This window comes from Exiguobacterium sp. EA-TM-5 (assembly GCF_053878415.1).
This window is the reverse complement of the sequence record NZ_CM132670.1, coordinates 2439263-2465581: the sequence shown is the minus strand read 5'-3', so window position 1 is coordinate 2465581 and position 26319 is coordinate 2439263. Positions and strand designations below refer to the sequence as shown.

The window sequence follows — 26319 nt, the reverse complement described above, 5'->3', positions numbered from 1 at the left end:
GCATGTTTTCAGAATTAACCCATTACGAAACCCTCCGTCCACTTATTGACCGGGCGGAGGAACAGATCGCACCGTACGTCAAGAAGGCACAAGAGGTCGCGGAATATAATCAATTCCGTGTCCTCGATGCGTTCCGACGTCACAAGGTCAGTGATTTTCATTTCATGCCGTCAACAGGCTACGGCTACAACGATGAAGGGCGCGATACGCTCGAACGGATCTATGCCGATGTCTTCGGTGCAGAAGCCGGTCTTTGTCGTCCGCAAATCATTAGCGGAACGCACGCAATCGGTATCGCGTTGTTCGGGTTGCTATTACCGGGCGATGAATTGCTATATATTACAGGAAAACCATACGACACGCTCGAAGAGATCGTCGGAATTCGTGGTGACGGACGTGGTTCATTAAAGGAGCTCGGCGTCCACTATGATGTCGTCGAGATGAAAAACGCCGAGACGATTGACGTATCGGCTGTTCTCGAACGGATCACACCACAGACGAAAGTCATCGGGATCCAGCGCTCAAAAGGATATGCGACGCGTCGTAGTCTACCGGTTAGCGAAATCGGTGAGGCGATTGCCGCCATTAAAGCCGTCCATCCACACGTCTTGATTTTCGTCGACAACTGCTACGGTGAGTTCGTCGAGACGATCGAACCGACGCATGTCGGGGCAGACTTGATGGCAGGATCGTTGATCAAGAACCCGGGTGGTGGTCTTGCGAAGACTGGTGGTTATCTCGTCGGGCGGACCGACTTAATTGAACGGGCATCGTTCCGGATGACGACACCAGGAATCGGCGCAGAAGCCGGTCCATCGTTATCAGCACTTCCAGATATGTATCAAGGATTCTACATGGCACCACATACGGTCAGTCAAGCATTGATGGGGGCAATGTTCACGTCGAGCATGCTCGGACAGTTCGGTTTTGACACGGCACCGCATCATACAGCAGAACGGACGGATTTGATTCAATCGGTTTCGTTCCATGCGCCGGAGCCGATGATTGCGTTCTGTCAGGCGATTCAAGCAGCTTCGCCTGTTAATGCGCATGCGTTGCCGATTCCGGATTATATGCCAGGATATGCGGATGACGTCATCATGGCAGCAGGGACGTTCGTACAAGGTTCATCGATTGAGTTGTCAGCAGACGGTCCGATCCGTGCGCCCTATACCGCGTACGTTCAAGGTGGTTTGACGTATAGTCACGTCAAAATCGCTATCATTTCAGCCGTCAATCATTTGATGGAAAAACAATTAATTCCAGAAAAAAACGTTTAATACTAGAATATCTCGTGAAAAGACCTCTGAACGACTTCATGTAAAGTGATTAAAAAAGTTGTGTTAACTTTTCTTACATCGCTTGACAAGTTGCCTGACAGAGGTTTATTCTCATGGAGTAAGGAAAAAGGAGGAACCACATGGCAGACTCATCACGCCAGTCCAAGCCACTATTTCCCATCGGAGTCGTTCAAGAGTTGACCGCGTTATCTGCCCGCCAGATCCGATACTACGAAGAACAGGGACTGATCAAGCCGGAGCGGACAGAGACGAAGCGTCGCCTCTATTCGTTCAACGATGTCGATCGCCTGTTGTCGATCAAGGAATACCTGGATCAAGGACTGAATATCGCAGGGATCAAATTGATTTTTGAAAACGATCTCGTCAAACGCGAACGCGTTGCGGAGAGCGTCGTCGAGACGCGCCCGGAACTATCTGACGGCGAATTGTATAAACTCCTGAAAAATGAATTGAAGGAAGCAGGACGACATGGAAAGACGTCGCTCATCCAAGGTGAGCTCGGGCGTTTCTTCAAGTAAGAACCTGTTACCATATAAAAACGAATCGGAGAGGGGATTTGTCACATGACACGTCGCAACATTACACGAGAAGACATTTTGAAAATCGCTAAAGCTGAGGATGTACGCTTTATTCGCTTACAGTTCACAGATATCCTCGGAACGATCAAGAACGTTGAAATTCCAGTAAGCCAATTGGAAAAAGCACTTGATAACAAAATGATGTTCGATGGTTCATCGATCGAAGGATTCGTCCGAATCGAAGAATCAGATATGTATCTCTTCCCAGACTTAAACACATGGGTCGTCTTCCCATGGACAGAAGATGGAACAGGGAAAGTTGCACGTTTAATCTGTGACATCCACAATCCGGATGGCACGCCGTTCGCAGGAGACCCACGTGGTCAGCTCAAACGGGTACTTAAAGAGATGGAAGAACTCGGTTTCACTTCGTTCAACGTTGGACCAGAACCAGAATTCTTCCTCTTCAAGAAAGATGAAAAAGGGCGTCCGACACTTGAGTTGAATGACCAAGGTGGATACTTCGACCTCGCACCAGTCGATCTCGGAGAGAACTGCCGTAAAGAGATCGTCATCGAGCTCGAGAACATGGGCTTTGAAATCGAAGCATCACACCACGAAGTCGCACCAGGTCAACACGAAATCGACTTCAAATATGCCGATGCGATCACAACAGCGGATAACATCCAAACGTTCAAACTCGTCGTTAAGACGATTGCTGCGAAGCACAACTTGCACGCGACATTCATGCCAAAACCACTCTTCGGTGTTAACGGATCAGGAATGCACGCGAACATGTCGCTCTTCAAAGGCAACGAGAACGTCTTCTTCGACGAAGGCAACGAAGACATGCAATTGTCGGACGATGCACGTGCTTTTACAGCGGGTATCCTCAAACATGCTCGTGCGTTCACAGCGGTTTGTAACCCGACAGTCAACTCATACAAACGTCTTGTTCCTGGCTACGAAGCACCTTGCTACGTTGCATGGTCAGCACGTAACCGTTCACCACTCGTCCGTGTTCCTGCAGCACGTGGACTCTCGACGCGTATTGAAGTGCGTTCAGTCGACCCAGCAGCAAACCCGTACCTCGCACTTGCAACATTGCTTGCTTCAGGTCTCGACGGAATCAAGAACAACTTGAAAGCACCGGCGCCAATCGACCGCAACATCTACGTCATGGACAAACCGGAACGCGTCGCAAACGGAATTGATGATCTTCCATCAACACTCAGCCACGCACTCGAAGTCTTGAAAGCGGATGACGTCGTCATGCACGCTCTCGGCGATCACATCGCAGAACACTTCGTTGAATTAAAAGAAATCGAATGGGATATGTTCCGGACACAAGTTACGGAATGGGAACGCGATCAGTACATGGTCTTGTTCTAATCCAACTCAAGCACTTTCGGACTTCTGTCCGGAAGTGCTTTTTTATTTGTAATGGAAAAACAGGGATTGACGAAAGGACGTGGAAAAGAAACAACAGCAAGAAATTAGGGAGGCGAGACGTAATGAAGAAGGGATATGAAGGCAAAGAGATCACGGTTTATTTTGATTCGGAAGTTTGCATTCACTCTGGTCATTGTGTACGAAGTCTACCAACTGTCTTTGATGTCAAACGACGTCCTTGGATTGAAGCGGACGGAGCGCCAGTCGAGGATGTCATGCGGGTCGTTGACGGTTGTCCGAGTGGCGCCTTATCTTATGAACGGAGGGAAGCAAATGGAGCTGAAACGAGCGGAACGTAAAATCGAAGCCCATCATGAGGACAGAGTGATCGGGGAAATCACCTACAGCGATACAAACAACGGGATGTGGATCATCGATCACACGTATGTTGATCCCGCGCACCGGAATCAACAGATCGGGGAACAACTCGTTGCTGAGATCGTCAACTGGGCACGCGAGGCAAACGTCAAGCTATTGCCGTTATGTCCGTTTGCGAAAAAAGAGTTTGAACAACAATCCACTTATCAGGATGTACAAGCGAATATGTGAATTCAAAAAATCTCCTCAAGTCTTTCAAGACTTGAGGAGATTTTTTCGAGTCATTGTTTTTGAGGTCTGGTCGTCTTTTTCCGAGAAATAACCACCGCGACGAAATAAGCGATGACATAGAGCACGATCAGTCCTTGTTTTAACATGTAAGATAGATCCATTTGATTCATAAGCAGAAAGCTGGCACATAACAATATCAGAAGGGACATCAACCGCTTATTCAACATATTAAAACCTCCTTTACTATCCATTAATTTCAATTTTAAGGATAACACAAGCGGCTCACCGAAATATGGTAAAGATGGATGAGGGAGTTACAGATACAATCGTAGAAACGCCATGGTAACGACACCGGTGATGACCGTCCAGGATAGACTTTTACTGAAGATCGCGATGGCCATCGTCGGTAGTGCTGCGAAAACATGAAGCGTCGAAATAGTCGGGAACGCATCGTTTTGCACGATAAGTAGATTTTGAAAGAAGAGCGCACCGAGTAAGCAAACCGGAATGAAGGAGAGCCATTCCGTTACGAGGCGAGGTAACGTCAGTCCGTGAAGGACTAGAAAGGGTAAAACGCGTGGAATCCAAGTAACGAGTCCACAAGCTAAAAAGAGAGCAATTAATTCTGGGCGGATTTCCATCGTGTGATCACGACTCCTATACTTGCGCCACCAAGCGTCGCGCAAAGAACGGCGACTTCTGGAGAAAAGTAGCGCATGGTTATGTAAAGCAAAAGAATGACGATCAGTAAGAGGCAACTATTCACAGCAATACGGGAACGTTCTCCTTCGAACTGTAAGTACAATAAGCCAATGAACATCGCAGTCAAGGCGAAATCGAGACCAAAGCGCTCAGGATCAGGAAACCAACTGCCGACGAGTGCTCCAAGAACAGTTGCGACGATCCAGCTAAAGTAAGCGGTCAGATTCAAGCCATGCATGAAAGAAGGTGAGATCTTCCCTTTTTGCGCAGTATTCATTGCGACCGCAAACGATTCATCTGTCAGTAGTGTCCCGGTACCGAGTCGATCACGAAGGTGCCGTGTCTCGACATGTGGTGCAAGTGTCAGACTCATTAACAAGTGTCTCAAATTGACGATGAATGTTGTCAGGATAATGGCAGAGGCAGGACTATTTAATAGTAAGAGACTCGTGATGATGAACTGGGCAGCACCTGCATAGATGAAGATGGACATGAATCCGACTTCAAGGGGAGATAAACCTGAAGCACGACCGACGATTCCGGCTGAAAAGCCGATGCCGATATAGCCAAGGACGGTTGGAAGACAGGCACGTACACCTGCTTGAAAGGCTGATGACATTCGATTCCTCCTCTTTTTAAAAGAGCATAGCATTCATGTGGAATATCGTCACTAACTGGTCAATATTTTCATCGTTTTTTTCGACATACTCGACTTGATTTGGTGGTAAAGAGTAAGTGGTACGGCAAAAATCAGTTAGGTAAAGGAGCGTTTTTCATGCACAAATTAATGAAAGATTCAAACCGGTTCGTTTCAGACATGGTCGACGGACTCGTACTTGCTCACCCTGATTTGTATAAAAAAGTCGAAGGTGTCAATGTCGTTGCGCGGAAAGTCCCACTCGATGGAAAAGTTGGTCTTGTCTCTGGTGGGGGAAGTGGTCACGAACCGGCACACGCTGGATTCGTCGGGGACGGTATGCTTGCTGCAGCTGTATGTGGGGAAGTCTTCACGTCCCCAACGCCTGATATGGTGCTTGAAGGGATTAAAGCTGCGCATGGTGGTAAGGGCGTATTGCTCGTCGTCAAAAATTATTCGGGTGACGTCATGAACTTCGATATGGCGAAGGAACTCGCTGAACTTGAGGATATCGAAGTTGATACGGTCATCGTCAACGATGACATTGCCATCAAAAAAGAAGAGGACCGTCGTGGAGTTGCAGGGACTGTCTTCGTTCATAAGATTGCTGGCGCTGCTGCTGCAGAAGGGAAATCACTAAGTGAAGTCAAAGCAGTCGCTGAAAAGGTCATTCATGGCGTTCGCTCAATCGGAATGGCGCTCTCGCCATGCTATATGCCAGAGAGCGGGAAACCAGGGTTTGAACTGCATGATGACGAGATGGAGATTGGAATCGGGATTCATGGCGAAAAAGGACTCGAACGAAAAGCGGTCGCTTCCGTTGATGCAATCGTCAAAGAGTTGCTCGATCGTCTGACGAAAGAAGTGCCAGATAAAAAAGTTGCGGTCATGGTGAACGGGATGGGCGGAACGCCAGAATCCGAGCTGTATATCACGTATAAATACGTCGCAGAAGAACTTCAGGCGCATGGTTACGAGATTGCCCGTTCGTTCGTCGGAAACTATATGACGTCGCTCGAGATGCACGGTTTCTCGATTACGCTTCTACCAGTGGATGATGAACTGCTTGGCTATCTCGACGCAGAAACGAAAGCGATTGGATTCTAATTTAGATAAACGGGGTGTACTAAGATGAAGTTGACGACGGAACAGTTGCGAAGCGCACTTATTAAAGCAGCAGAACAGATTGAACAGCACAAGGATGAATTGACGGATCTTGACCGAGAAATCGGCGATGGGGATCACGGAATTAATATGTCACGAGGGTTCCAAGCCGTTCAAAAGACGCTTGAGGAACATGGAGAGTACGAAGATTTAGGCGCATTATCCAAGGAAGTCGGAATGACGCTGATCAAAACAGTCGGTGGAGCATCCGGCCCTTTATATGGAACAGCATTCGTTAAGTTTGCCGGTGCATTTAAAGGAAAAACAGAAATCGAAGGAACAGAGCTTGCCGATGCTTTCCACGAGGCGACTGAAGGCATTAAATCGCGCGGGAAATCAGAATTCGGTCAAAAAACGATGGTTGACATTTGGACGCCATTCCAAGAAGCACTTTCGCAAGAAGGGGACTTGAAAGCAGCAATCGACCAAGCGCTTGCTGATACAAAAGCACGTGTCGCAACGAAAGGTCGCGCGTCGTACTTCGGTGAAGCGACGGAAGGTGTTCAGGACCCAGGCAGTCTATCAAGTGCTCTGTTACTAGGCGAAATCGCGGAGGTGCTCCATGGTTAATCTTGTACTTGTTTCCCATAGTGAAAAACTCGCGACGGGATTAAAGGAACTGTTAGCAGAAATGGCACCGGATACTCCGGTCTTGCTCGCAGCAGGTCTTGAGGATGGTAGTATTGGAACGGACGCTACTCGCATCGAAGAGACACTGAATACGTTAGACGACGATGGAGTCGTCTTAACGGATATCGGTTCTGCGACGATGAATACGGAACTAGCCCTTGAATTATACAGTGGGGAACGGACGATTCGGTTTATCGACGCACCGCTCGTCGAAGGTGCGTTTTTAGCGGCAGTCCTAAGCGGTCAGTCCAAATCCGTTGACGAGATTGAAGACGGGCTGAAAAAAGAGTTTAGCAAATAAGTAATAAAATCCCCTTTGCAAGTAGGCGATGGGGATTTTATTTCAATTACTTTTATTTGTATTAAAACGTAGATGAGTGTTTCATGAATCAAAACGACTGGAGCCATTTTTCTAACCACTCTCTAGGCAAACAAATTGTAGCTAAATCAATGGTCTGTAATTCATTTAGAGAATAACTGTTAGCAAGATAAAGATCCCATTGTGCATCGATATCGTTTACTACTTCAGCCGCTTGCTTACCTAACGGATAGCTCCCACGTCCGTCGGTTGCGATATAGTAATGATCGTTGTGGTACACGTCTGTCATATAGCGATAACACCAATCTGCTAGTTCTTCATGCGTGATGTTGCCATCAAGCGCAAACTGAATGTGTTCTTTTAACTGTTGATCAGAATAAGTAGAATGCATGATACACCTCTCGCTCAATTTTCTACAAGATATCAAAAACCCGGTCCCTCTGCAAAAGGGACCGGGTTAATTGTTTTATTTCGATGGTTTGAAGACCATTGTCGCTTCAACTGCTTTTTGCCATCCAGCATAGCGTTGTTCACGATCGTCTTCTTTCATCTCTGGTTTGAACTGGTGATCGAGCTTCCATTGTTGCTTGATTTCCGCTTTATCTTTCCAGTAACCAACGGCTAATCCAGCAAGATATGCTGCACCGAGTGCTGTCGTTTCGTTGATTTGCGGACGATCGACAGGAACGCCGAGGATGTCCGATTGGAACTGCATCAAGAAGTTATTCGCTACAGCACCACCGTCGACACGAAGTGTCTTCAGTTCGATACCAGAATCTTGTTCCATTGCTGTCAAGACGTCGCGTGTTTGGTATGCAAGTGACTCAAGCGTTGCGCGAACGAAATGTTCTTTATCCGTTCCGCGTGTTAAGCCGAAGATCGCACCACGAACATCTGAATCCCAGTATGGTGCGCCAAGACCAACGAAGGCAGGAACGACGTAAACGCCATCTGTTGAGTCGACTTTCGCTGCGTAACCTTCTGAGTCTTTCGCATGTTTTAGCATGCGTAGACCGTCACGGAGCCACTGGATTGCAGAACCAGCGACGAAGATCGAACCTTCAAGCGCATATTCAACTTTCCCATCAACACCCCAAGCGATTGTTGTCAAAAGGCCATGATCAGAAGAAACGGCTTTTTCACCCGTGTTCATGAGCATGAAGCAACCTGTTCCGTATGTGTTTTTTCCTTCACCGGCTTCGAAGCACGTTTGACCGAAGAGTGCTGCTTGTTGGTCACCAGCAATACCAGCAATCGGCACTTCGTAACCGAAGAAGTGATACGGTACCGTTTTGTCATAAACTTCACTCGACTGACGAACTTCTGGCAACATTGAAGCCGGAACACCGAGAATATCGAGTAACTCTTCATCCCATTTTTGTTCGTAGATGTTGTACATCAACGTCCGTGAAGCATTCGTATAGTCTGTAATGTGTGTTTTTCCACCAGACAGTTTCCATACGAGCCACGTATCAATCGTACCGAAGAGTAATTCACCATTTTCTGCTTGCTCACGTGCACCTTCGACATTGTCAAGGATCCATTTAACTTTTGTGCCGGAGAAGTAGGCATCAATCAGGAGTCCTGTTTTATCACGGAACTTCTGGTTCAAACCTTGTTCTTTTAAGTCGTCACAAATACCAGACGTTTGACGCGATTGCCAAACGAGTGCGTGATAGACTGGTTTGCCTGTTTCTTTATTCCAGACAACTGTCGTTTCACGTTGGTTCGTGATTCCGATTCCGGCGATTTGCTCAGGTTTGATATCTGCAGTTCCGAGTGCTTCTGCCATGACAGCAAGAATCGACCCCCAGATTTCGTTGGCATCATGCTCGACCCAACCTGGTTGCGGGAAGTATTGTTTGAATTCCCGTTGTGCCGAGTTGACGATTTTCCCATCGTGGTCGAAGATGATCGCACGTGAGCTTGTCGTACCTTGGTCGAGTGCTAGGATATACTTGTTTTCCATTTCGAAATCCCCCTTGAGCATTATGTGTTAGTGGAATGTGGTCTTAGTAAATCAATTGATAAATGAGCACGGCAATTGCTCCACCGATGATTGGACCAACAACTGGAATCCATGAGTATCCCCAGTCAGAAGAACCTTTGTTTGGAATCGGTAGGATGGCGTGTGCGATACGCGGTCCAAGGTCACGGGCCGGGTTGATAGCGTATCCTGTTGTACCACCGAGTGATAGACCGATAACGACGACGAGTAAACCAACGATGAGTGGTTTTAATCCGTCACCGAATGTTGTTAAACCGAGTGCCAAGATACCGAAGACAAGAACGAATGTCCCGATGATCTCAGAAATCAAGTTCGATGGCGTATGACGAATCGCTGGGCCTGTTGCAAACACACCGAGTTTTGCAGCTTGATCATCAGTCGCTTCAAAATGTTTCATGTAATGAAGCCAAACGAGAATGGCGCCGATGAAAGCTCCGACAAGTTGTCCAGCAATGTAGATCGGAACGTCTGCCCACGGTAAATCAGAGTTCAAAGCAAGTGCAATTGTTAATGCGGGGTTCAAGTGTGCTCCGCTCTCAGCAGCAACGAATGCTGCTGTCATGACGGCAAGACCCCAAGCGAACGTGATGACGATCCACCCACTGTTTTCCGATTTCGTCTTTTTCAAGACGACACCGGCGACGACACCATCCCCGAGTAGGATGAGGATCATCGTACCGATCATTTCTAGTACAAAGTTATTCATGCAAAAACCCTCCCTTTGGATTAAAGCAGATAATGGCCTTTCTACTTTAAATTACTCCGAATTGAGAACGTTTTCAATACAAATAATTGAAATATAGGAATGGAAATTTTTTATTTTGATGTTTAAAGATACGGAAAAATGGATAAGAAAACACCTCTTCCTACCTGTAAACAGGTAATAAGAGGTGTTAACGGCGACGCTTCTTTCTTTTTTTAGGTCGAAACCAGCTACTGGAATAATCTAGTAGGATATGAATCGTACTCGCTACCATGATGCCGATGATAAAAGCAGGCAGAGAAGCGAACCATGAATCAATCGTTGCCGAATCAAGAATTTGAAAATACAGACTTAGAAATAGTAGTGGAATCAAAATAGCAGCACTATATAGAAGTCGGATGATATCTCCGATGATCAGTCCATGTGACCAAATCGAGCGATGGGGCATGATTTTCACATAAGGCATCCATAGGACTCGAAACGGTCCAAAGCGATAATACGGTTCTGATTTTAAATCAAGGTCGGGCGACAGCCAAAGTGTACCGACAGCGATACCAATGGCGGTCGGTAACCAATCGGTTTGTTGCGTTGCGACCGAATACGCAACGTAACCCGTCAGCGCGATGGTATTGACGGTATCATGTACATTTCCTGAAGGCATGAAAAAAGACCAGTCGTAACTGGTCCCTCCGTCAATGAATCGTCCGATACACGCCGATTACCTTACCAAGAATGGAGACATTATCGAAATACATCGGATCCATCGAGTCATTTTCTGGTTGTAGACGTACCTGTTGATCTTCTAAGAAGAACCGTTTCACCGTCGCTTCGCTATCTTCGGTCATAGCTACGACGATTTCTCCGTTTTCTGCTGTGTTTTGTTGGCGCACGATGACACGATCGCCGTCAAGAATACCTGCATTAATCATCGATTCACCATCGATCGTTAACATGAAGACTGTCTCGTTACCTACATAATGTGCAGGGAGCGGGAATTGTTCTTCGATATTTTCAATCGCTGTAATCGGAAGACCAGCTGTGACTTTCCCAATGACGGGAACATGGACGATGGCTTCCGTGATTTCTTCAGGCTTATCAAGCAATATCTCAATCGCACGTGGTTTCGTCGGGTCACGGCGAATCATTCCCCGTTTCTCGAGTCGATCCAAATGACCGTGTACCGTCGAGCTAGACGCGAGTCCGACTGCTTCTCCGATTTCACGAACTGATGGTGGATACCCCTTCAGTTTCACTTCAGAGACGATGTAGTCGAGAATCTCTTGTTGGCGCTTAGACATTTTCCGCATACGAATTGCCACCTCTTTCTGGATTGAAGTTTGAAATGTAAGAATATATGTTTCTAGATTCACTATAACATAGAACAAATGAGCGTACAAACAATTGTTCGACATTTTGTGTTGACCGAACACGGGTTCTGTGTTTATTATGAGTTATGCGAACAATTGTTCCGCGAACATTTATTCTAACTCATTCATTTCATATTTGGAGGGATTCATGATGATTCATACGATTCGTACTCATGCTTTTTCTATTCTCTTCTATGCTTTAAGTGTTGCTTTCGTGATTTTTTTACTCATACCACGTCCGGATGAAAAGGTCGCGCAACTGATGACAGCGTCCGTAACGGTCGATGAGAACGCTACGGTCGAACAAATTGCTGAAGTCTATAACGACGGTTCAATGTCAGACGAAGAATATGTCAACTGGTTGATCAAAAATAATGATGTCGAGACAAAACATGTCATCTCAAAAAGCAAAATCGTTGTACCAATCGCACAACAATGACAGAATGGAAAAGTTGTGAAAGAACGAACAGGGATGTGAGGTACGATGAAGGTCGTGATTTATTGTCGGGTGTCGACTGAAAAAGAAGCACAAGATAGTTCGATTGAACGTCAACGGATGGAACTTTCGAAGGTGGCATCTCAAAAAGGATTTGATGTCGTAGATGTCGTCTCTGAAAAAGAGAGTGGATACGATGTTGATCGTGAAGGGATGCTAACTGTTCTTGATCATGTGACACGTGATGCGATAGATGCGGTTCTCGTGACGGATGACACACGAATTGGGCGAGGGAATGCGAAAATTGCTATTTTGCATACATTTAAAAAGCATGGTGTTCGACTGATGACGCTTGATTCCGATGGCGAATATCAGCTTGCTGATGCAGAGGCGATGGTGCTTGAGATTGTCTCACTCGTTGAAGAATATCAACGCAAATTGCATAATGCAAAAATCGCTCGTGGCATGCGCCGAGCTGTGGAACAAGGGTTTCGACCAGAACGTAATCTCAATCGCCAAGGAGACAACGCTGGACGTAGTCGAAAAGACGTACCAATCGAAGAAATCGTTCGTCTTCGAGAACTTGGTTTGACGTTCTCTGATATTGCAATCACCTTAAGAGGTATGGGGCATGATATTTCAAAAGCCACCGTCAATCGTCGGTACCTCGAATACCGTGAACTGACACCTAGCTCGGAATGAGAAGCAAGTAACCCGTCGACTGACGCGGTTAACTTGCTTTTTTTTATGGGCTCTTTTAAAGTAAGGATACAATTGAACAACTCAATTTTGAGTCGTACAGAAAGAGGGATTCCATGTTATCACAAGAACAATTAGATCGAATCAACGCTTTAGCGAATAAATCAAAAGTCGAGCCATTAACAGAAGCGGAAACGGCAGAGCAAAAAGAACTACGTGCGGCCTATCTCGCAGCGTTCCGTGGATCGTTTAAAAATCAACTCATGGGCATGAAGATCGTCGACGAAGAGGGTACAGACGTTACACCAGAGAAGTTGAAACAAGCACAAGAAGAAGAACGAAACAAGCAATAATCGTTTGTTTCTTCTATAAAAGAGAGGTCTCGCGCAAGCGGACCCTCTTTTTTTATGGAGTATTTGGATTAGGAAACATTGTACGATAGCAATACATCTTAATAGGGAGCTTTCATCGATTCAGACATCCTGTATGAGTCGATAGAACGGCTATAGATAGCGCATTCATTTTAATGTGACATACTATTTAGAAAAGTTGTATCACATTTGAGAGTATGCTAAAATAAGTAGGAATTTGTGAAAAAGAGAGAGGATGATTGTTTTGACGAACATGACGACAGTAGAACAATTAGCAATTAATACGATTCGTACCTTATCGATTGATGCCGTACAAAAGGCGAACTCGGGTCACCCAGGTATGCCAATGGGAGCAGCGCCGATGGCATTCTCACTTTGGGCGGATCATATGAACCACAACCCTAAAAATCCAGAATGGTTTAACCGCGACCGTTTTGTACTTTCAGCCGGACACGGTTCGATGCTTCTCTACTCACTCCTCCACCTATCGGGATATGATCTATCAATGGAAGATCTAAAATCATTCCGTCAATGGGGATCTAAAACGCCAGGTCACCCAGAATATCGCCACACGGCTGGTGTAGATGCGACGACTGGTCCACTTGGTCAAGGGATCGCGATGGCAGTTGGTATGGCAATGGCAGAGCGTCATCTTGAAGCAAAATATAACCGTGACGACCTTAACGTCGTTGATCACTTCACATACGGAATTTGTGGAGACGGGGACTTGATGGAAGGCGTTTCAGCTGAAGCCGCTTCACTTGCAGGTCACCTTGGTCTTGGGAAATTGGTCGTATTGTACGATTCAAACGATATCTCACTTGACGGAGATCTCGATAAATCATTCTCTGAAAACGTCCAGAAACGCTTCGAAGCGTACAACTGGCAAGTCATTCGCGTAGAAGACGGAACGGATATCGATTCGATTTCGAAAGCAATCGCGGCGGCACAAGCAGAGACGACAAAACCAACATTGATCGAAGTTAAGACAGTCATCGGCTTCGGTTCACCGAACAAATCAGGGAAGTCCGCTTCTCACGGTGCACCACTTGGTGAGGCAGAAATCAAGTTGACGAAAGCTAGCTACATTTGGGATCATGAAGAGTTCTACGTCCCTGAAGAAGTCAAATCATTGTTTGACGAGCGCATCGTTCAACGTGGTGCTTCTGCAGAAGACGCATGGAACGAGACGATGAAACAATACGAAGCAGCTCACCCAGAATTGCATGCTGAACTCGTTCGCGCGATCGCAAACGAATTGCCAAGCAACTGGGAAGCAGACCTTCCGACATACGACTTGTCGTCGAAAAAAGCAACGCGTCAAACGAGCGGTGAAGTCTTGAATGGCCTTGCGAAGAACGTTCCGACATTGTTCGGTGGTTCAGCTGACCTTGCGGGATCAAACAACACGATGCTCAAAGGCGAAGCAGACTTCGATATCGACCCAAGTGGTCGCAACATCTGGTTCGGTGTACGTGAATTCGCAATGGCAGCAGCTGTCAACGGTATGGCACTTCACGGTGGCGTCATTCCTTACGGTGCGACATTCTTCGTCTTCTCGGATTACCTTCGTCCAGCGGTCCGTCTCGCTGCATTAATGGGTCTTCCATCAATCTTCGTCTTGACGCATGACTCGATTGCTGTCGGTGAAGATGGTCCAACACACGAGCCAGTCGAACACTTGATGAGCTTCCGTGCAATGCCGAACGTCACGATCTACCGTCCAGCAGACGGAAAAGAGACAATCGCAGCATGGAAAACAGCGGTTCAAGCAAAAGACAAACCGACACTTCTCGTCTTGACTCGTCAGGGTCTTCCTGAACTTGAAGGTACGACGACAGAAGGCGCTGAAAAAGGTGGTTATGTCATCGCTGGTGACGTCACGAAAGCCGATACACTCTTACTCGGTACAGGTTCAGAAGTTCACCTTCTTGTCGAAGCGCAAAAAGAACTTGGTGAATCAGCAGCTGTCGTTTCTCTTCCATCATGGGAAGTATTCGAAGCACAATCAGCAGAGTACAAAGAATCGGTTCTTCCAAAACACATCACGAAACGTGTAGCGATCGAAGCAGGTGCTTCACTCGGTTGGTACAAATATGTAGGAACAGAAGGACAAGTTATCGGAATCGATCGTTTCGGCGCATCTGCTCCTGGAGACTTCCTCTTGAAAGAATACGGTATGTCTGTTGAGAACGTTTTAGCGACAGTCAAGCAACTCGGATAATCATTTCTGGAAAAACGGGTCCGTTCTTACGTCGGGCTCGTTTTTCATCTATTATCATCTATGCAAACAATTGGAATTATAGTATAGTAAAAAGCGACGTTTTAAGTTAGAGGAGGAAGCAACTTGGCTACATGGATTTGGATTTTAATTGCCCTTCTTTGCTTGGTAGCAGGTGTCGCCCTTGGTTTCTATATCGCTCGTCGATACATGATGAACTACTTGGAGCAAAACCCACCAATCAACGAAGATATGATTAAGACATTGATGATGCAAATGGGTCAAAAGCCATCACAAAAGAAAGTCAACCAAGTGATGCGTTCAATGAGTGGTTCAATGAAATCACCTAAAAAATAAGCTGTATGAAAGGGGACCAAATGGTCTCCTTTTTGTTTGCTATTTTTTAGAAAGAGAACTAATCTAAAATGTGAGACTATTTCAAATAATCATAGGATTTAAAAAGGGGGGAGACTTGAATGGGAGTCTTCAGGAAACTCGGTTGGTTTTTCCGACGAGAATGGAAAGCGTATAGTCTTGGGGTCATCTGTTTGATTTTTGTGGCAGGGTTAGAACTGATTCCACCGAAAGTCATCGGGACGACAGTCAATGGTCTGAGTGAAGGGAGCTTGACGAAGAATGATTTGATTCGTCTAGCAGGTACATTGTTGCTTATCGGAGTCGCGACGTATTTCATTCGTTATTTTTGGCGTTTTCATATCTTCGGTGCCTCGATTCGTCTCGGTCGATTGTTGCGCAGTCAACTGTATGGTCATTTTTCAGATTTAGATCAATCGTTCTATAAGAAATATCGTAGCGGAGATTTGATGGCACATGCAACGAACGATGTACAAGCCGTCTCGATGACAGCGGGTGCCGGTATTCTAACGCTCGTTGACTCAGTGACGATGGGGAGCTTCGTCATCATCACGATGGTCACGACAATCAGTTGGAAGTTGACGCTCGTGTCGCTTCTGCCGATGCCACTCATGGTCTATTTGACGTCACGCTACGGTAAGATGCTACATTCGCGTTTTCATGACGCGCAGGAAGCCTTCTCCGATTTAAATGATAAGGTCGCGGAAAGTATTAGTGGTGTCCGTGTTTTAAAAGCGACAGGCGAAGTTGAGTCTGACGTACAGACGTTCACCGATCTATCCGACGACGTTGTCCAAAAGAACCGTCGCGTGGCAAAAATTGATGCTCTGTTTGATCCGACGATCTTTGGGTTAGTCGGTCTATCGTACATCATCGCAGTCGGCTATGGTGCCTACTTATTGCAACAAGGTGAAATTCGGATTGGTGACATCGTCTCATTCACTACATATCTTGGTTTATTGACATGGCCGATGCTCGCTTTCGGTTGGTTGTTTAACATCGTCGAACGTGGTCGTGCTTCTTACGATCGGATCGAGCGGATGCTTGCGATCGAACCGGAAATTAAAGACGCGAAGGAAGCGGCGACGACTGTTTCGTCACCGGAACTTCATGTCGGGATTAAACGATTCATCTATGACACGCAACCGGTCCTACAAGACATCGATGTGACGTTGAAACCGGGTAAATCGCTTGGGATCGTCGGGAAGACGGGTGCTGGTAAATCGACATTCGTTCGTTTATTATCACGTGAATATGACGTCAAACAAGGAGCGATCATGATTGGTGGACGAGACATCAAACAATTGACACGAGATACCGTTCGTCGTCAAGTAGCGATTGTCCCGCAGGATCATTTCCTGTTCTCCGCTTCGATTGCGGATAATATTGCTTTTGCGAAACCCGACGCGTCAATGGAAGACATCATGGAAGCGGCGCGTATTGCAGCGGTTCATGACGATATTCTTGGCTTTAAGGAAGGATATGCGACGATGGTCGGCGAGCGTGGTGTCACGTTGTCTGGTGGTCAAAAGCAACGGATTTCGATTGCCCGGGCGTTACTAGCCGACTGCCCGATTTTAGTGCTCGATGATGCACTATCTGCGGTCGATGCTAAGACTGAGGAAGCGATTATCCATCACTTCCGGACGGCTGATCACGATCAAGCGCAAATCATCGTTGCTCATCGCCTGTCGGCTGTGTCGCATACCGATGAGATCATCGTCCTTGAAGACGGTCGAATCATCGAGCGAGGAACGCATGAGCAGTTACTCGCTCACGACGGTTGGTACAAAGAGACATACGACCGCCAGCAACTAGAATCACTCGTCGAACAAGGAGGGCGTTCTAATGAATCATGATATCAATGAAAAAGCCGTCCTGAAACGATTGCTCGATTTCGTCAAACCGTTCAAGAAGCAAGTCAGTATCGCCTTCGTTCTCCTGTTCATTACGACAGCAGCAAAACTCGGAGGACCGTATCTCGTTAAGATTTTCATTGATGAGTATGTCGCACCAGGAACCTATCCAGTTCAAGAAGTCGCACTTCTGTTTACGGCATATTTGTTATTGCATACGACAGGGATCATCGTCGATTATTTACAGGCATTTGAGTTCCAAAAGATTGCTTTGCAAGTCATTCAACGTTTACGGATCGATGTGTTCCGGCACGTCATGCATTTACGGCTCGCTTATTTCGACCGGACGCCTGCCGGAGTGCTCGTTTCCCGGATCACGAACGATACGGAAGCGATTAAGGAACTCTATATCGGTGTCCTGTCGACATTCGTTCAAAGTGGTGTCCAGTTGATTGGGACGTATATCTTCCTCTATCTCCTAGAACCACGACTCGCAACGATTGCGCTGTTGTTGTTACCGCTGTTTTATTTCATTATCTGGATCTACCGAAAGTACTCGACGAAATATTACGCGGAAGTTCGCGATCTACTGTCGAAAATCAATGCGCAACTGAACGAATCGATCAATGGGATGGCGATCATTCAACAATTCCGCCAAGAAAAGCGCTTGATGGCAGAATTCGAAGAAACGAATGTCGCTCACCAGAACGGTCGCTATAAGAACCTGAAGCTCGATAGCTGGTTACTACGACCAATCATTGAATTGTTACTAGCGATTTCGATTGCGACACTTGTGACGTATTTCGGTGTCTTATCGTTCTCACAAACAGTTCAAGTCGGTGTCGTCTATGCCTTCATCAGTTACATGGAGCGGATCTTCCAACCGGTTCAGCAAATCATGCAACGGTTATCCGAGTTCCAACAAGCTGTCGTCTCAGCGGACCGCGTGTTCAAGGTGCTTGATACGGATGAGCCAGAACCGACGAAACAACTCGAAGGAGATGCACGTGTATCAGAAGGACATATCGTCTTTGAAGACGTTCGCTTTAGTTATGACGGTGAGAAGGATGTCTTGAAAGGCATTTCGTTCGAGGCGAAAAAAGGACAGACGATTGCCCTTGTCGGTCATACCGGAAGTGGAAAGAGTTCAATCATCAATATCTTGATGCGCTTTTACGCTTATCAATCAGGTCGGATTTTGATTGATGGTCAACCGCTCGAGCAGTTATCGGAAGAAGAGCTACGACAACACGTTGGACTCGTTTTACAAGATTCATTCTTGTTCACGGGAACAGTCGCTGACAATATTCGATTATTCGATAGCTCGATCTCTTTTGATCGTGTCGAAGCGGCAGCAAAATTCGTCCAAGCCGACGGATTCATCAATCAACTCGATCATCAATATGACAGTCCCGTTGCTGAACGGGGTGCGACATTCTCCGCTGGAGAACGTCAGTTGATTTCCTTCGCACGCACGATGGCGCGAGACCCGAAAATCCTGATTCTCGATGAAGCGACCAGTTCGATTGATACGGAGACAGAGGAAAAAGTGCAAGTCGCACTTGAACGGATGCGTCAAGGACGGACAACGATTGCCATAGCGCACCGTCTATCGACGATTCAAGATGCTGATTTGATTCTTGTATTGCATCAAGGAGAAGTCATTGAACAAGGAAATCACCAGGAATTGATTGCGCAAGATGGACTGTATAAGAAGATGTATCAGCTACAATCCGGTCATGTTACCGTTTCCTAAAAGAATTAGACATAAAAAAAGCCTGCCAGGCGATCTCGCCCGGCAGGTTGTTTGTTTTGATTAGTAGACTGTAACTGTGACGTTTTGGCGACCCCAGTTGAGTGCTTCTTGTTGTGAACCAACGAGAAGATCAAGGCGGTTACCTTGGATTGCGCCACCACGGTCGAGTACGATTGCTTCACCAATGCCTTCGATGTGCATCCGTGTACCAATCGGGTATTGTGAAGAAGCTGCTACGATACGCATACCATTGTACGTGATCGTATTCGTGACATCATAACCGCTTGCTGTCAACGCGCGACCATTGTAGAGTTGGCTACCATTGTTAGATGGGTCGTTCGTGTAAGCACTGACGTTCATCGTCACTTTTGTACCTGATTTTGCAGGTGTTGATTGTTTTGTTGCAGTTGCTGGTTGAGCTGCTGCTTTTGGTGCTGGTTTTGCAGCCGGTTTAGCTGCTGGTGCTTTCGCTACGCTACCGAGTGTTGTATATGCACTGTGTACATAGCGTGTTTTACCGTCGATTGTTGTTTTGATCCATGCACCGACTTTACCTTCTACGTTGACTTTTTCGCCTTTGTAGAGATTACCGACATCTTTCGAGCTTGTCGTTGGTTGTGTGCGGACGTTTAGTACTGCCGTAGTAACTGTAGCTTTTTTAAAGTCGAATGAGCCTGCTGCAGACGTATACGCGCCATGGACATAACGTTTTTGACCGTTAATGTGAGTTTGGATCCATGCGCCAGAACGTCCTTCGACATTTAATGTTTGACCTTTATATACATTGCCTACGTCTGCTGATGCAGTTGTAGGTGCTGTGCGTACGTTGAGTACTGCTGTATTTACTGTTACCGTTTCTGAGGCAGCCTCTGTCTCTTGGGCAAATCCTACTGATAGAGCTGTTGCTGCAAGACCGGCAGCGAAAACTGCTTTTTTCATTATTGATGTCCTCCTGACATATGCTGTGTTTACTGTTCCTACTTTACACGGCAAATCTGACTTGTGCGTTTACAGGTCAATGTCATTCGAGTTACAAACCGAGCTTGTGTGACAACGAGATTGCAAAAGGACGGTTTTTGTCATCGATAGGACATACTGATTATGAAAAACGGACGTTTATAGGTCTTTTGACTTAATAAAACTGAAAAATTCGCACAATTCAACAGAAAAAAGACTTGAATATAGAAACTATGTAATCCTTCTATCGTCTTAATGATGAAAAAGTGAAACGGATGATGTATAGATCAATAGTTAACGATTGTCGTCACGCCGAACGCTGTCACGTAAGAACGGTGATACAATTCCTGCATCCAATCGTTAGCGGAAAGTTGGAACATACCATGAATCGTTTGGTAGGTTCGCTGTCGAATATTGATTTTAATCGGTTCTACTAGCGGAACAGACGGTAGATGGTCATGCATACTGTCATTTTGATTTTCGATGTATAAGAGCTCGAAAACATCTCCTTCTTCCATATAACGCTGTAGATAAATCATAAACTCCCATTGGTCAGCACCTTCGATCGTATACAAGTAAGGCATCGTGAATCGGTCTCGCTTTAATGGGACATATTCAAGTGGTTCGATTTCATGTACGAATAACTGTGGTAGGTCATCAGGTATATAGAAGGGACGAGAACTAGCTAAGAACGTCAGAGCAGACATATGGAACCTCCATTAGAATTAAGAAGTAATGTAAAACATCAAAAAGGTCAGCACTCGTATTCGAATGCTGACCGGATAGGTGATCATGATAAGAGCGGTTCATTCGAACCGTGAAGCGTATAGTTTTGAACCATACGTGAATATTCTAAAAGTAAGACGTCGAGTTCATGACTAAGTTGTAAAACACGCGGGGAGGTGAAGCTGGACTGGTCAGCTTGATGATATAGTTCGCTACGTTTGGCTTCGATGGCTAACGTCAATAGTTGTTGTGTCGTCATAGCAGTCTCCCTTACATTGGTGTCGTATCCATATTCTAGCAAGTCCATTTACTAGGTGCAACGAGATTTCAGTAAAATCGATGAAATGTAATTTTTTTGTAATTTTGGCGGACACGAATCTTTTGCAACTTTCTGTGAGATAATAGGTGCTAAATGCAGAGGAGTTTGGCAAAATAGAGAAGGAACTTCTTCTATAGTAGTAAAGAAAGGGGATGCTCATGATGGAGCTCTCATTATGGTTAGCGTTCGGAGCCGGTTTATTATCATTCGTCTCTCCGTGTACGCTACCGTTGTACCCTGTGTTTCTCTCGTATATCACAGGCGTGTCGGTAACGGATTTAAAAGAACGGGGCGTACGGGAAAAACGATCCTTGTTTCATACGTTAGCCTTCCTTGTTGGTTTTGCGATGGTCTTTGCGGTCCTTGGACTCTCGACGTCCTTGTTCGCGGATGTCTTCATCACCTATCGAGATACATTACGAATGGTTGGGGCACTCGTCATCTTCGTGTTTGGTGTCGTTCTCGTCGGGTTATGGCAACCGACATTCTTAATGCGTGAAAAGAAACTGAACCTCGGGGAACGAAAAGGGGGATACGTCGGAACTGTCCTAGTCGGTATCGGTTTTGCGGCCGGTTGGACACCGTGTACGGGTCCGATTCTCGCAGGAGTCATTGGATTAGCTGCGACCAATCCGAGTCAAGGTATGTTCTATATGCTGGCTTACGTACTTGGGTTTTCGATTCCTTTCTTATTAATGGCGTTTTTCGTTGGTCGTTCACGTTTGTTCGTGCAGTATAGTCTGAAATTAACGAAATTCGGGGGAGCCTTGATGATGGTGTTCGGAGTCATGCTGTATTTTGATGGCTTGAGTAAATTCGCAGCATGGATGAGTGACATCGTCGGATTCACTGGATTTTAATCAAGGAAGTGATCGGATGATTTGGATATCAACTGGGGTAGCGCTCGTCATGGGATTGCTGATTAGCTTCATTCGTGTGAAGGCGTCAGCAAAGCCAACGAACGCTAAAAAAATCTTGATCCCGCCCTTTGCGATGTCGACGGGGATGCTACAGTTTTTGTATCCGGCCTCCCGCCTGACATGGACGGAAGTAGCAGAAGCTTTGCTTGTTGGAGCAATCTTCAGCATCTTCTTGATCAAGACATCCAATTTTTATGAAGCAGAAGGACAGATTTACCTGCAACGCTCGAAAGCATTTTTCATCGTTTTATTCGGTATCTTATTCGTACGAACCGTTGCGAAATTTTTTATCGGAGGTCAAATCGATATTTTCGAAACGGGTGGAATCTTTTATCTCGTTGCCTTCGGTATGATCGCTCCGTGGCGCTTCGCGATGTATATGAAATACAAACGGGTGAAATCGGGCACCGTGCCTGTAGCGCATTTACCTCAATAAAAAAACCGCTGAAGGTGACTTCGGCGGTTTTTTCGTGCATTCTTCAATTTTGGAAATATAATGCGTAGTCTCGCCAGTCGATGGCGTGCTCCGTCAGTGCTTTTTTCAAGAATTTATGATCGCGTTTCGGCGTAGCGGAAATGTACCCTTTGACGACCAGTTCAGATGTCATCTGCGTCGCTTGTTCCTCGAGTGCAAATTGCCCGATCCGTCCGGCAATCTTACGACGTGCGACATCTCGAAACGCCGATGGTACTGGCATGACGAGGGCGTTTAATAATTCCATCGTCTCATCTGTCCAAAGATGTCGTGTCTGGTCGATGTATTCATCTTCCCAGTCCATCATCGATTTACCGTCTTCTTTCGGTAACTTCTTGAGGAACTTCCGGAACATGAAAAACCCGCCAATCGCCATGAGTGTAATCATGATAAAGCCCCAGAGCAGAATCCCGTTCATGAACCATTCCATGCGCGACTCATCCCCCTTTCACATCAAATATAGATTAGCATAAATCAAGTGTACGTGCTATGATGAATGACGGAGAAAGTGAGGCGAAAAAATGCTGCAACCATACGTACAATTGGACGAGACCGGACAGCCCCGTAAAGGTATCTTACCTGAAACAGCGGACGGTCGGATCGTTGAATTCTATTATGATACGAAGGGTGAGGAAATCACGGTTATCTTCGTCACAGTTCCGGCAGAAGATGCAAGCCGGAAGCGTGCGTTTACGGTCGGGAAGACGTTCAAGACGGTCTCGACACTTGAAGACTTCACGCTACTTCATTATGAATGGGCAAACGACCAGATTTTCGCGACACTCGAGATGTTCGCGGATGGGTCGAAACGTCAAATCGACGCTTCGAGATTGCTCGACTATTAAAGAAGAAGGAGATGCGGATTGCCGCGTCTCCTTCTTTTGATGTTCAGGAAATATGAAGTCGAATGACCTCGTCATGCAGTTCAACCTGTCCACCGATCGGGAACGTAAACAGGGGACTCGTATGTCCAAAATCAACATTCGCAAGGACTGGAACCTGCTCTAGGAATGGATAGAGCGAGATCAGATAACGCAAATGCTCTTCCGTCATCTTCGTTGCGAGTTGGAACCGTCCGAAGACGATACCACGAATTGTTTCGGCACCTGGTTGCGCCATCAACGAGGCGAAATCACGGGCAAACGTCGCTGGGTGGACTTCGTAATCGTCTTCAAGGAACAGGATTGCATCCCGTAAATCGGGGAAATGGGGCGTGCCTTGAAGTAGATTCAATGTACAAAGGTTTCCGCCAAGTAGACGCCCACTTGCTTGTCCTGCTGATAAGAGAATCGGTCCTTTGTTCGGTAATGTAATGACGTGTCCGCGATCTGTATCACGCCAATGAATCGACGGCTTGATCGTAACGGGATCCATTCCGAACAAGACTTGTTTGAAGTAATCGATCGTATAGACATCACGATCACGGAAAGCGCGTAACATGGGACCAGAGTATGTCACTAATCCGGTATTCGTCAGAATGGCATGACTGAGTGCTGTGATATCGGAGAAACCACACAGAACCTTCGGATGCGTCCGAATCAGTTCGTAATCGAGTAAGTCGACGAGTTCATTCGTACTGAATCCACCACGAACGCATAGGATTGCATCAACGTTCGGATCAGCGAACGCAGCATGAAGGTCGGCAACCCGTAACTCTGGATCACTTGAACCGAATGGATTGGTAGCACGCGCATGTTGGCTAATCGAGACACGTAAGCCGAACGATTCGAGCGTCTGGATTGCCACGTCAATGATCTTCATCTCAACCGTCGAAAGGCTCGAAGCAGGTGCGACTAGTCGTACATGAGAGCCGTCCGTCAGCTTTTTTGGCGTTAACGGTGGCAAGTGAGCAGCGATGATTTCAATACGGTTACCGAATGGATCGGCTGTGAAGAATCGACGACGTGGCGCAAGGCGGGCGTCGTGTTCGACTGGATATCCGGCTGTTTGGAGCCGATCACTTAACGCTTCAAACGCAGCGACGGTTAATCCGGGATGTGCTTTTTTAGCAGGAGAGAACGGATCCTCGATACCAAGGTGAATCGCTGCACCGTGATCTTCGAACCATACACCCCCACTCGCTTGAACGCCAGCAGGCTTTTCGACTTCCTTCATATGTAAAAGCCCGGCATAAAATGCACGGGCGCGATCTTCTTCGTTTTTCGGCATAACGAGCTGGACATGATCTAACATGAAGACACTTCCTTTACGAATTAGATTCAAGCAACGAATTGCGTGATGCGTTTCAGTTCCCGTTCGACAAGGTTCAAGTAGAAGACACCTTCAATTCGACGATCGAGTGACTGCGCAATCTCGTATAAGTTCGTTCGAAGCGCTGCAAGATAAGACGCTTCCTCACCAAGAGATTGGCGATGGGCGAACGCATAGTGAGCGAGTAGGAACTGGAGATACCCACGGTCAGTCAAGAATGGAATCAACTGTTTTTTCTCTTCCATCGACCACGTATAGTTCGTGTCGTAATACATCTTCGCATACAAGTGATACGGTTCGTCTCCACCCGTAAAGAGGGTTTCGCCACGTTTGACTTCTTCGATCAAGCGTTCACTCCAGTCAAAGCGTTCTTTTTTTCGACTGAGAAACAGTGGGAGGATATAAGGATGTGCCTGATCCGGCATCCGTGAACAACCGCGTTCATGTCGAAGTGCCGCGTACAGCAACAAAGCACGATCTTCGAACCCGCGCTCAATTGCATACGTCATCCGACTGAAGGCTTCGCAAGATGGGCAATCACTCAGTTCGTCACTTGGAGCGTCGACCCATTCTGATAGGTAATGATCCGCCTGTTCTTCGTCACCGAGTTTGCTATAGACCATGAAGCTGATATAGTCGCGTGTCCGGATAAAACCGTGTGCGTCACAAAAATCGATGAAACGATCGAGATCTTCTTCGAGGAGCGAAACCGTCACATCTTCTTGTTCTGCCATATAGATTAAATAGGACTTGTAATTCCAGTACAAATCAAGTTCTTGTTTTGGAGTCAGTGTCATCTCGTCTTTTCGAATCCATTCCATCAAAAGCGTAAAGGACACGAGAAACGACCGAAAGTGCCCTAAGTCAAATTGGTTTTGTGAAAACGTCCATAAGGAGAGGAAGCGGAGTGAATCATCAGCTGTTTCCTCAAAGATGGCCCATAAGGCCTCACCGCGTGCAACGGAGGGTTCTTCTTCTTTCAGGCGAAGATATAAGAGATGGAGTTCTTCTTGAGGGTTCATCTGTACCCCTCCTTTCTTATATAAGTATACCACGAGCGTTTCGAGAAATCGCAATTGAGCGAGGGGGAGATATAAAAAAGATTCCGAGCCCGCTCAATCGCGGCTCGGAATCATTTCAAGTATTTGTGGATGAGTGTCAGCTGTCGGATGTAGCAAATCATGTACTGTGTAACTATTGAGTACTTGATGGAACGCCGCAATGGCATCATCGAAAGCATCACGTGCCGGATTAAGCGAAGGGACCTCGTGAATGCCTTCTTGCGGATCGAGAAAATGAACGGTTGGTTCAAACAGTTGTACGACGTCACCGATATGAATTGCATCTGGAGGACCTGCTAATCGGAATCCACCTCCACGACCACGAACAGAATCAATCAAACCACTCTGTCCTAAACGATAGACTACTTTCATCAAATGATTTTTAGAAATGTCGTAACAATCCGCTACTTCCTGGATTCGGACTAAACGATCGGGATGGGCTGCTGCGAACAGCAGGGACCGGATCGCATAATCCGTATAACGTGTCATGCGCATTTTCATCACCTACTTAACACACATACTAGGGGGGTACGCAAGCTTTTACAACTCTCAATGTGCAAAAAATAAGATGCATTTTAGAGATTGT

At 46.4% G+C, this 26319-nt stretch carries 32 protein-coding genes; 18 read left to right on the top strand and 14 right to left on the bottom strand.

Going from position 1 to position 26319, the window contains the following annotated elements; all coding sequences use genetic code 11:
• Positions 1–2: 2 nt before the first annotated feature.
• The 5 genes from ACV3PA_RS13060 to ACV3PA_RS13040 all read left to right on the top strand — a co-directional run bounded on the left by ACV3PA_RS13060 (position 3) and on the right by ACV3PA_RS13040 (position 3820).
• Entirely contained in the window at positions 3–1280 is a 1278-nt protein-coding gene (locus tag ACV3PA_RS13060; RefSeq protein ID WP_456125029.1) for a methionine gamma-lyase family protein, read from the top strand.
• A 140-nt stretch (positions 1281–1420) separates the two neighbouring features.
• Positions 1421–1819, top strand: a complete 399-nt coding sequence (locus ACV3PA_RS13055; RefSeq protein ID WP_023467758.1) for a MerR family transcriptional regulator — start codon at positions 1421–1423, stop codon at positions 1817–1819.
• Positions 1820–1864: 45 nt separating this feature from the next.
• Complete coding sequence (gene glnA / locus ACV3PA_RS13050) at positions 1865–3211, top strand: type I glutamate--ammonia ligase (protein ID WP_053452953.1); 1347 nt, start codon at positions 1865–1867, stop codon at positions 3209–3211.
• A 122-nt stretch (positions 3212–3333) separates the two neighbouring features.
• Positions 3334–3570 carry a (4Fe-4S)-binding protein gene (locus ACV3PA_RS13045; protein WP_050678346.1) on the top strand — a complete coding sequence of 79 codons (237 nt, stop codon included), beginning with the start codon at positions 3334–3336 and terminating at the stop codon, positions 3568–3570.
• Positions 3545–3820 carry a GNAT family N-acetyltransferase gene (locus tag ACV3PA_RS13040; RefSeq protein ID WP_053452954.1) on the top strand — a complete coding sequence of 92 codons (276 nt, stop codon included), beginning with the start codon at positions 3545–3547 and terminating at the stop codon, positions 3818–3820. Before ACV3PA_RS13045 ends, ACV3PA_RS13040 begins: the two co-directional genes overlap by 26 nt.
• A gap of 314 nt (positions 3821–4134) precedes the next feature.
• On the opposite strand, the gene ACV3PA_RS13035 is transcribed toward ACV3PA_RS13040, so the two are convergent.
• Both ACV3PA_RS13035 and ACV3PA_RS13030 read right to left on the bottom strand, forming a co-directional pair.
• Positions 4135–4461 carry an AzlD domain-containing protein gene (locus ACV3PA_RS13035; protein ID WP_053452955.1) on the bottom strand — a complete coding sequence of 109 codons (327 nt, stop codon included), beginning with the start codon at positions 4459–4461 and terminating at the stop codon, positions 4135–4137.
• Entirely contained in the window at positions 4440–5141 is a 702-nt protein-coding gene (locus ACV3PA_RS13030) for an AzlC family ABC transporter permease (protein ID WP_456125028.1), read from the bottom strand. Before ACV3PA_RS13030 ends, ACV3PA_RS13035 begins: the two co-directional genes overlap by 22 nt.
• A 156-nt stretch (positions 5142–5297) precedes the next feature.
• Here ACV3PA_RS13030 and dhaK point away from each other — a divergent pair, with 156 nt between their 5' ends.
• The 3 genes from dhaK to dhaM are packed head-to-tail and all read left to right on the top strand — an operon-like array spanning position 5298 to position 7254.
• Positions 5298–6266: a dihydroxyacetone kinase subunit DhaK gene (gene dhaK, locus ACV3PA_RS13025; protein ID WP_053452957.1), complete on the top strand. Its 969-nt coding sequence runs from the start codon at positions 5298–5300 to the stop codon at positions 6264–6266.
• A 24-nt stretch (positions 6267–6290) separates the two neighbouring features.
• On the top strand, positions 6291–6893 hold the full coding sequence (dhaL, locus tag ACV3PA_RS13020; RefSeq protein WP_456125027.1) for a dihydroxyacetone kinase subunit DhaL: 603 nt from the start codon (positions 6291–6293) through the stop codon (positions 6891–6893).
• Positions 6886–7254 (top strand): dihydroxyacetone kinase phosphoryl donor subunit DhaM, encoded by a 369-nt coding sequence (gene dhaM / locus ACV3PA_RS13015; protein WP_053452959.1) that lies wholly within the window; start codon positions 6886–6888, stop codon positions 7252–7254. Before dhaL ends, dhaM begins: the two co-directional genes overlap by 8 nt.
• A gap of 88 nt (positions 7255–7342) precedes the next feature.
• Here dhaM and ACV3PA_RS13010 read toward each other — a convergent pair whose 3' ends face one another.
• From ACV3PA_RS13010 to lexA, 5 genes are all read right to left on the bottom strand, one after another.
• Positions 7343–7663, bottom strand: coding sequence for a hypothetical protein (locus ACV3PA_RS13010; RefSeq protein WP_053452960.1), 321 nt, complete (start codon positions 7661–7663; stop codon positions 7343–7345).
• Between the two features lie 75 nt (positions 7664–7738).
• Positions 7739–9241 (bottom strand): glycerol kinase GlpK, encoded by a 1503-nt coding sequence (glpK, locus tag ACV3PA_RS13005; protein WP_053452961.1) that lies wholly within the window; start codon positions 9239–9241, stop codon positions 7739–7741.
• A 43-nt stretch (positions 9242–9284) separates the two neighbouring features.
• The gene (locus ACV3PA_RS13000) at positions 9285–9986 is read right to left on the bottom strand and encodes an MIP/aquaporin family protein (protein WP_053452962.1); all 702 of its coding nucleotides are present in this window, start codon (positions 9984–9986) and stop codon (positions 9285–9287) included.
• A 187-nt stretch (positions 9987–10173) separates the two neighbouring features.
• Entirely contained in the window at positions 10174–10644 is a 471-nt protein-coding gene (locus ACV3PA_RS12995) for a metal-binding protein (protein ID WP_053452963.1), read from the bottom strand.
• A 31-nt stretch (positions 10645–10675) separates the two neighbouring features.
• Positions 10676–11290 (bottom strand): transcriptional repressor LexA, encoded by a 615-nt coding sequence (gene lexA, locus ACV3PA_RS12990; protein ID WP_023467770.1) that lies wholly within the window; start codon positions 11288–11290, stop codon positions 10676–10678.
• A 211-nt stretch (positions 11291–11501) separates the two neighbouring features.
• Between lexA and yneA the strand changes: the two genes are divergently transcribed.
• The 7 genes from yneA to ACV3PA_RS12955 all read left to right on the top strand — a co-directional run bounded on the left by yneA (position 11502) and on the right by ACV3PA_RS12955 (position 19064).
• Complete coding sequence (gene yneA / locus ACV3PA_RS12985) at positions 11502–11789, top strand: cell division suppressor protein YneA (RefSeq protein ID WP_053452964.1); 288 nt, start codon at positions 11502–11504, stop codon at positions 11787–11789.
• 45 nt (positions 11790–11834) lie between these two features.
• The gene (locus ACV3PA_RS12980) at positions 11835–12488 is read left to right on the top strand and encodes a YneB family resolvase-like protein (protein ID WP_053452965.1); all 654 of its coding nucleotides are present in this window, start codon (positions 11835–11837) and stop codon (positions 12486–12488) included.
• Positions 12489–12601: 113 nt separating this feature from the next.
• Positions 12602–12838, top strand: a complete 237-nt coding sequence (locus tag ACV3PA_RS12975; protein WP_053452966.1) for a DUF896 domain-containing protein — start codon at positions 12602–12604, stop codon at positions 12836–12838.
• Positions 12839–13091: 253 nt separating this feature from the next.
• Positions 13092–15080, top strand: coding sequence for a transketolase (gene tkt, locus ACV3PA_RS12970; protein WP_053452967.1), 1989 nt, complete (start codon positions 13092–13094; stop codon positions 15078–15080).
• A 123-nt stretch (positions 15081–15203) separates the two neighbouring features.
• The gene (locus ACV3PA_RS12965) at positions 15204–15434 is read left to right on the top strand and encodes a YneF family protein (protein WP_012370001.1); all 231 of its coding nucleotides are present in this window, start codon (positions 15204–15206) and stop codon (positions 15432–15434) included.
• Between the two features lie 119 nt (positions 15435–15553).
• Positions 15554–17311 carry an ABC transporter transmembrane domain-containing protein gene (locus tag ACV3PA_RS12960; protein WP_456125026.1) on the top strand — a complete coding sequence of 586 codons (1758 nt, stop codon included), beginning with the start codon at positions 15554–15556 and terminating at the stop codon, positions 17309–17311.
• Positions 17301–19064 carry an ABC transporter ATP-binding protein gene (locus ACV3PA_RS12955; protein ID WP_456125025.1) on the top strand — a complete coding sequence of 588 codons (1764 nt, stop codon included), beginning with the start codon at positions 17301–17303 and terminating at the stop codon, positions 19062–19064. The genes ACV3PA_RS12960 and ACV3PA_RS12955 overlap by 11 nt, the downstream gene beginning before the upstream one ends.
• A gap of 60 nt (positions 19065–19124) precedes the next feature.
• On the opposite strand, the gene ACV3PA_RS12950 is transcribed toward ACV3PA_RS12955, so the two are convergent.
• The 3 genes from ACV3PA_RS12950 to ACV3PA_RS12940 form a co-directional block, all read right to left on the bottom strand.
• A complete protein-coding gene (locus tag ACV3PA_RS12950) occupies positions 19125–20003 on the bottom strand; it encodes an SH3 domain-containing protein (protein ID WP_053452970.1) in 879 nt (292 codons plus the stop codon).
• Between the two features lie 305 nt (positions 20004–20308).
• The gene (locus ACV3PA_RS12945) at positions 20309–20728 is read right to left on the bottom strand and encodes a hypothetical protein (protein WP_053452971.1); all 420 of its coding nucleotides are present in this window, start codon (positions 20726–20728) and stop codon (positions 20309–20311) included.
• An 83-nt stretch (positions 20729–20811) separates the two neighbouring features.
• Positions 20812–21006, bottom strand: coding sequence for an aspartyl-phosphate phosphatase Spo0E family protein (locus ACV3PA_RS12940; protein ID WP_053452972.1), 195 nt, complete (start codon positions 21004–21006; stop codon positions 20812–20814).
• Between the two features lie 221 nt (positions 21007–21227).
• On the opposite strand from ACV3PA_RS12940, the gene ACV3PA_RS12935 reads away from it, so the two are divergent.
• Positions 21228–21926, top strand: a complete 699-nt coding sequence (locus ACV3PA_RS12935; protein WP_053452973.1) for a cytochrome c biogenesis CcdA family protein — start codon at positions 21228–21230, stop codon at positions 21924–21926.
• Positions 21927–21942: 16 nt separating this feature from the next.
• Positions 21943–22422: a CcdC family protein gene (locus ACV3PA_RS12930; RefSeq protein ID WP_053452974.1), complete on the top strand. Its 480-nt coding sequence runs from the start codon at positions 21943–21945 to the stop codon at positions 22420–22422.
• Between the two features lie 43 nt (positions 22423–22465).
• Here the strand turns inward: ACV3PA_RS12930 and ACV3PA_RS12925 are convergent, their stop codons facing one another.
• On the bottom strand, positions 22466–22891 hold the full coding sequence (locus ACV3PA_RS12925) for a DUF2621 family protein (protein ID WP_053452975.1): 426 nt from the start codon (positions 22889–22891) through the stop codon (positions 22466–22468).
• A gap of 91 nt (positions 22892–22982) precedes the next feature.
• On the opposite strand from ACV3PA_RS12925, the gene ACV3PA_RS12920 reads away from it, so the two are divergent.
• Entirely contained in the window at positions 22983–23306 is a 324-nt protein-coding gene (locus tag ACV3PA_RS12920; RefSeq protein WP_050678333.1) for a hypothetical protein, read from the top strand.
• A gap of 43 nt (positions 23307–23349) precedes the next feature.
• Here ACV3PA_RS12920 and ACV3PA_RS12915 read toward each other — a convergent pair whose 3' ends face one another.
• The 3 genes from ACV3PA_RS12915 to ACV3PA_RS12905 all read right to left on the bottom strand — a co-directional run bounded on the left by ACV3PA_RS12915 (position 23350) and on the right by ACV3PA_RS12905 (position 26228).
• Positions 23350–24654, bottom strand: coding sequence for a VOC family protein (locus tag ACV3PA_RS12915; RefSeq protein WP_456125024.1), 1305 nt, complete (start codon positions 24652–24654; stop codon positions 23350–23352).
• A gap of 26 nt (positions 24655–24680) precedes the next feature.
• The gene (locus tag ACV3PA_RS12910; RefSeq protein ID WP_023467785.1) at positions 24681–25694 is read right to left on the bottom strand and encodes a hypothetical protein; all 1014 of its coding nucleotides are present in this window, start codon (positions 25692–25694) and stop codon (positions 24681–24683) included.
• A 93-nt stretch (positions 25695–25787) separates the two neighbouring features.
• Positions 25788–26228, bottom strand: a complete 441-nt coding sequence (locus ACV3PA_RS12905; RefSeq protein ID WP_053452978.1) for an RrF2 family transcriptional regulator — start codon at positions 26226–26228, stop codon at positions 25788–25790.
• Between the last annotated feature and the right edge of the window lie 91 nt (positions 26229–26319).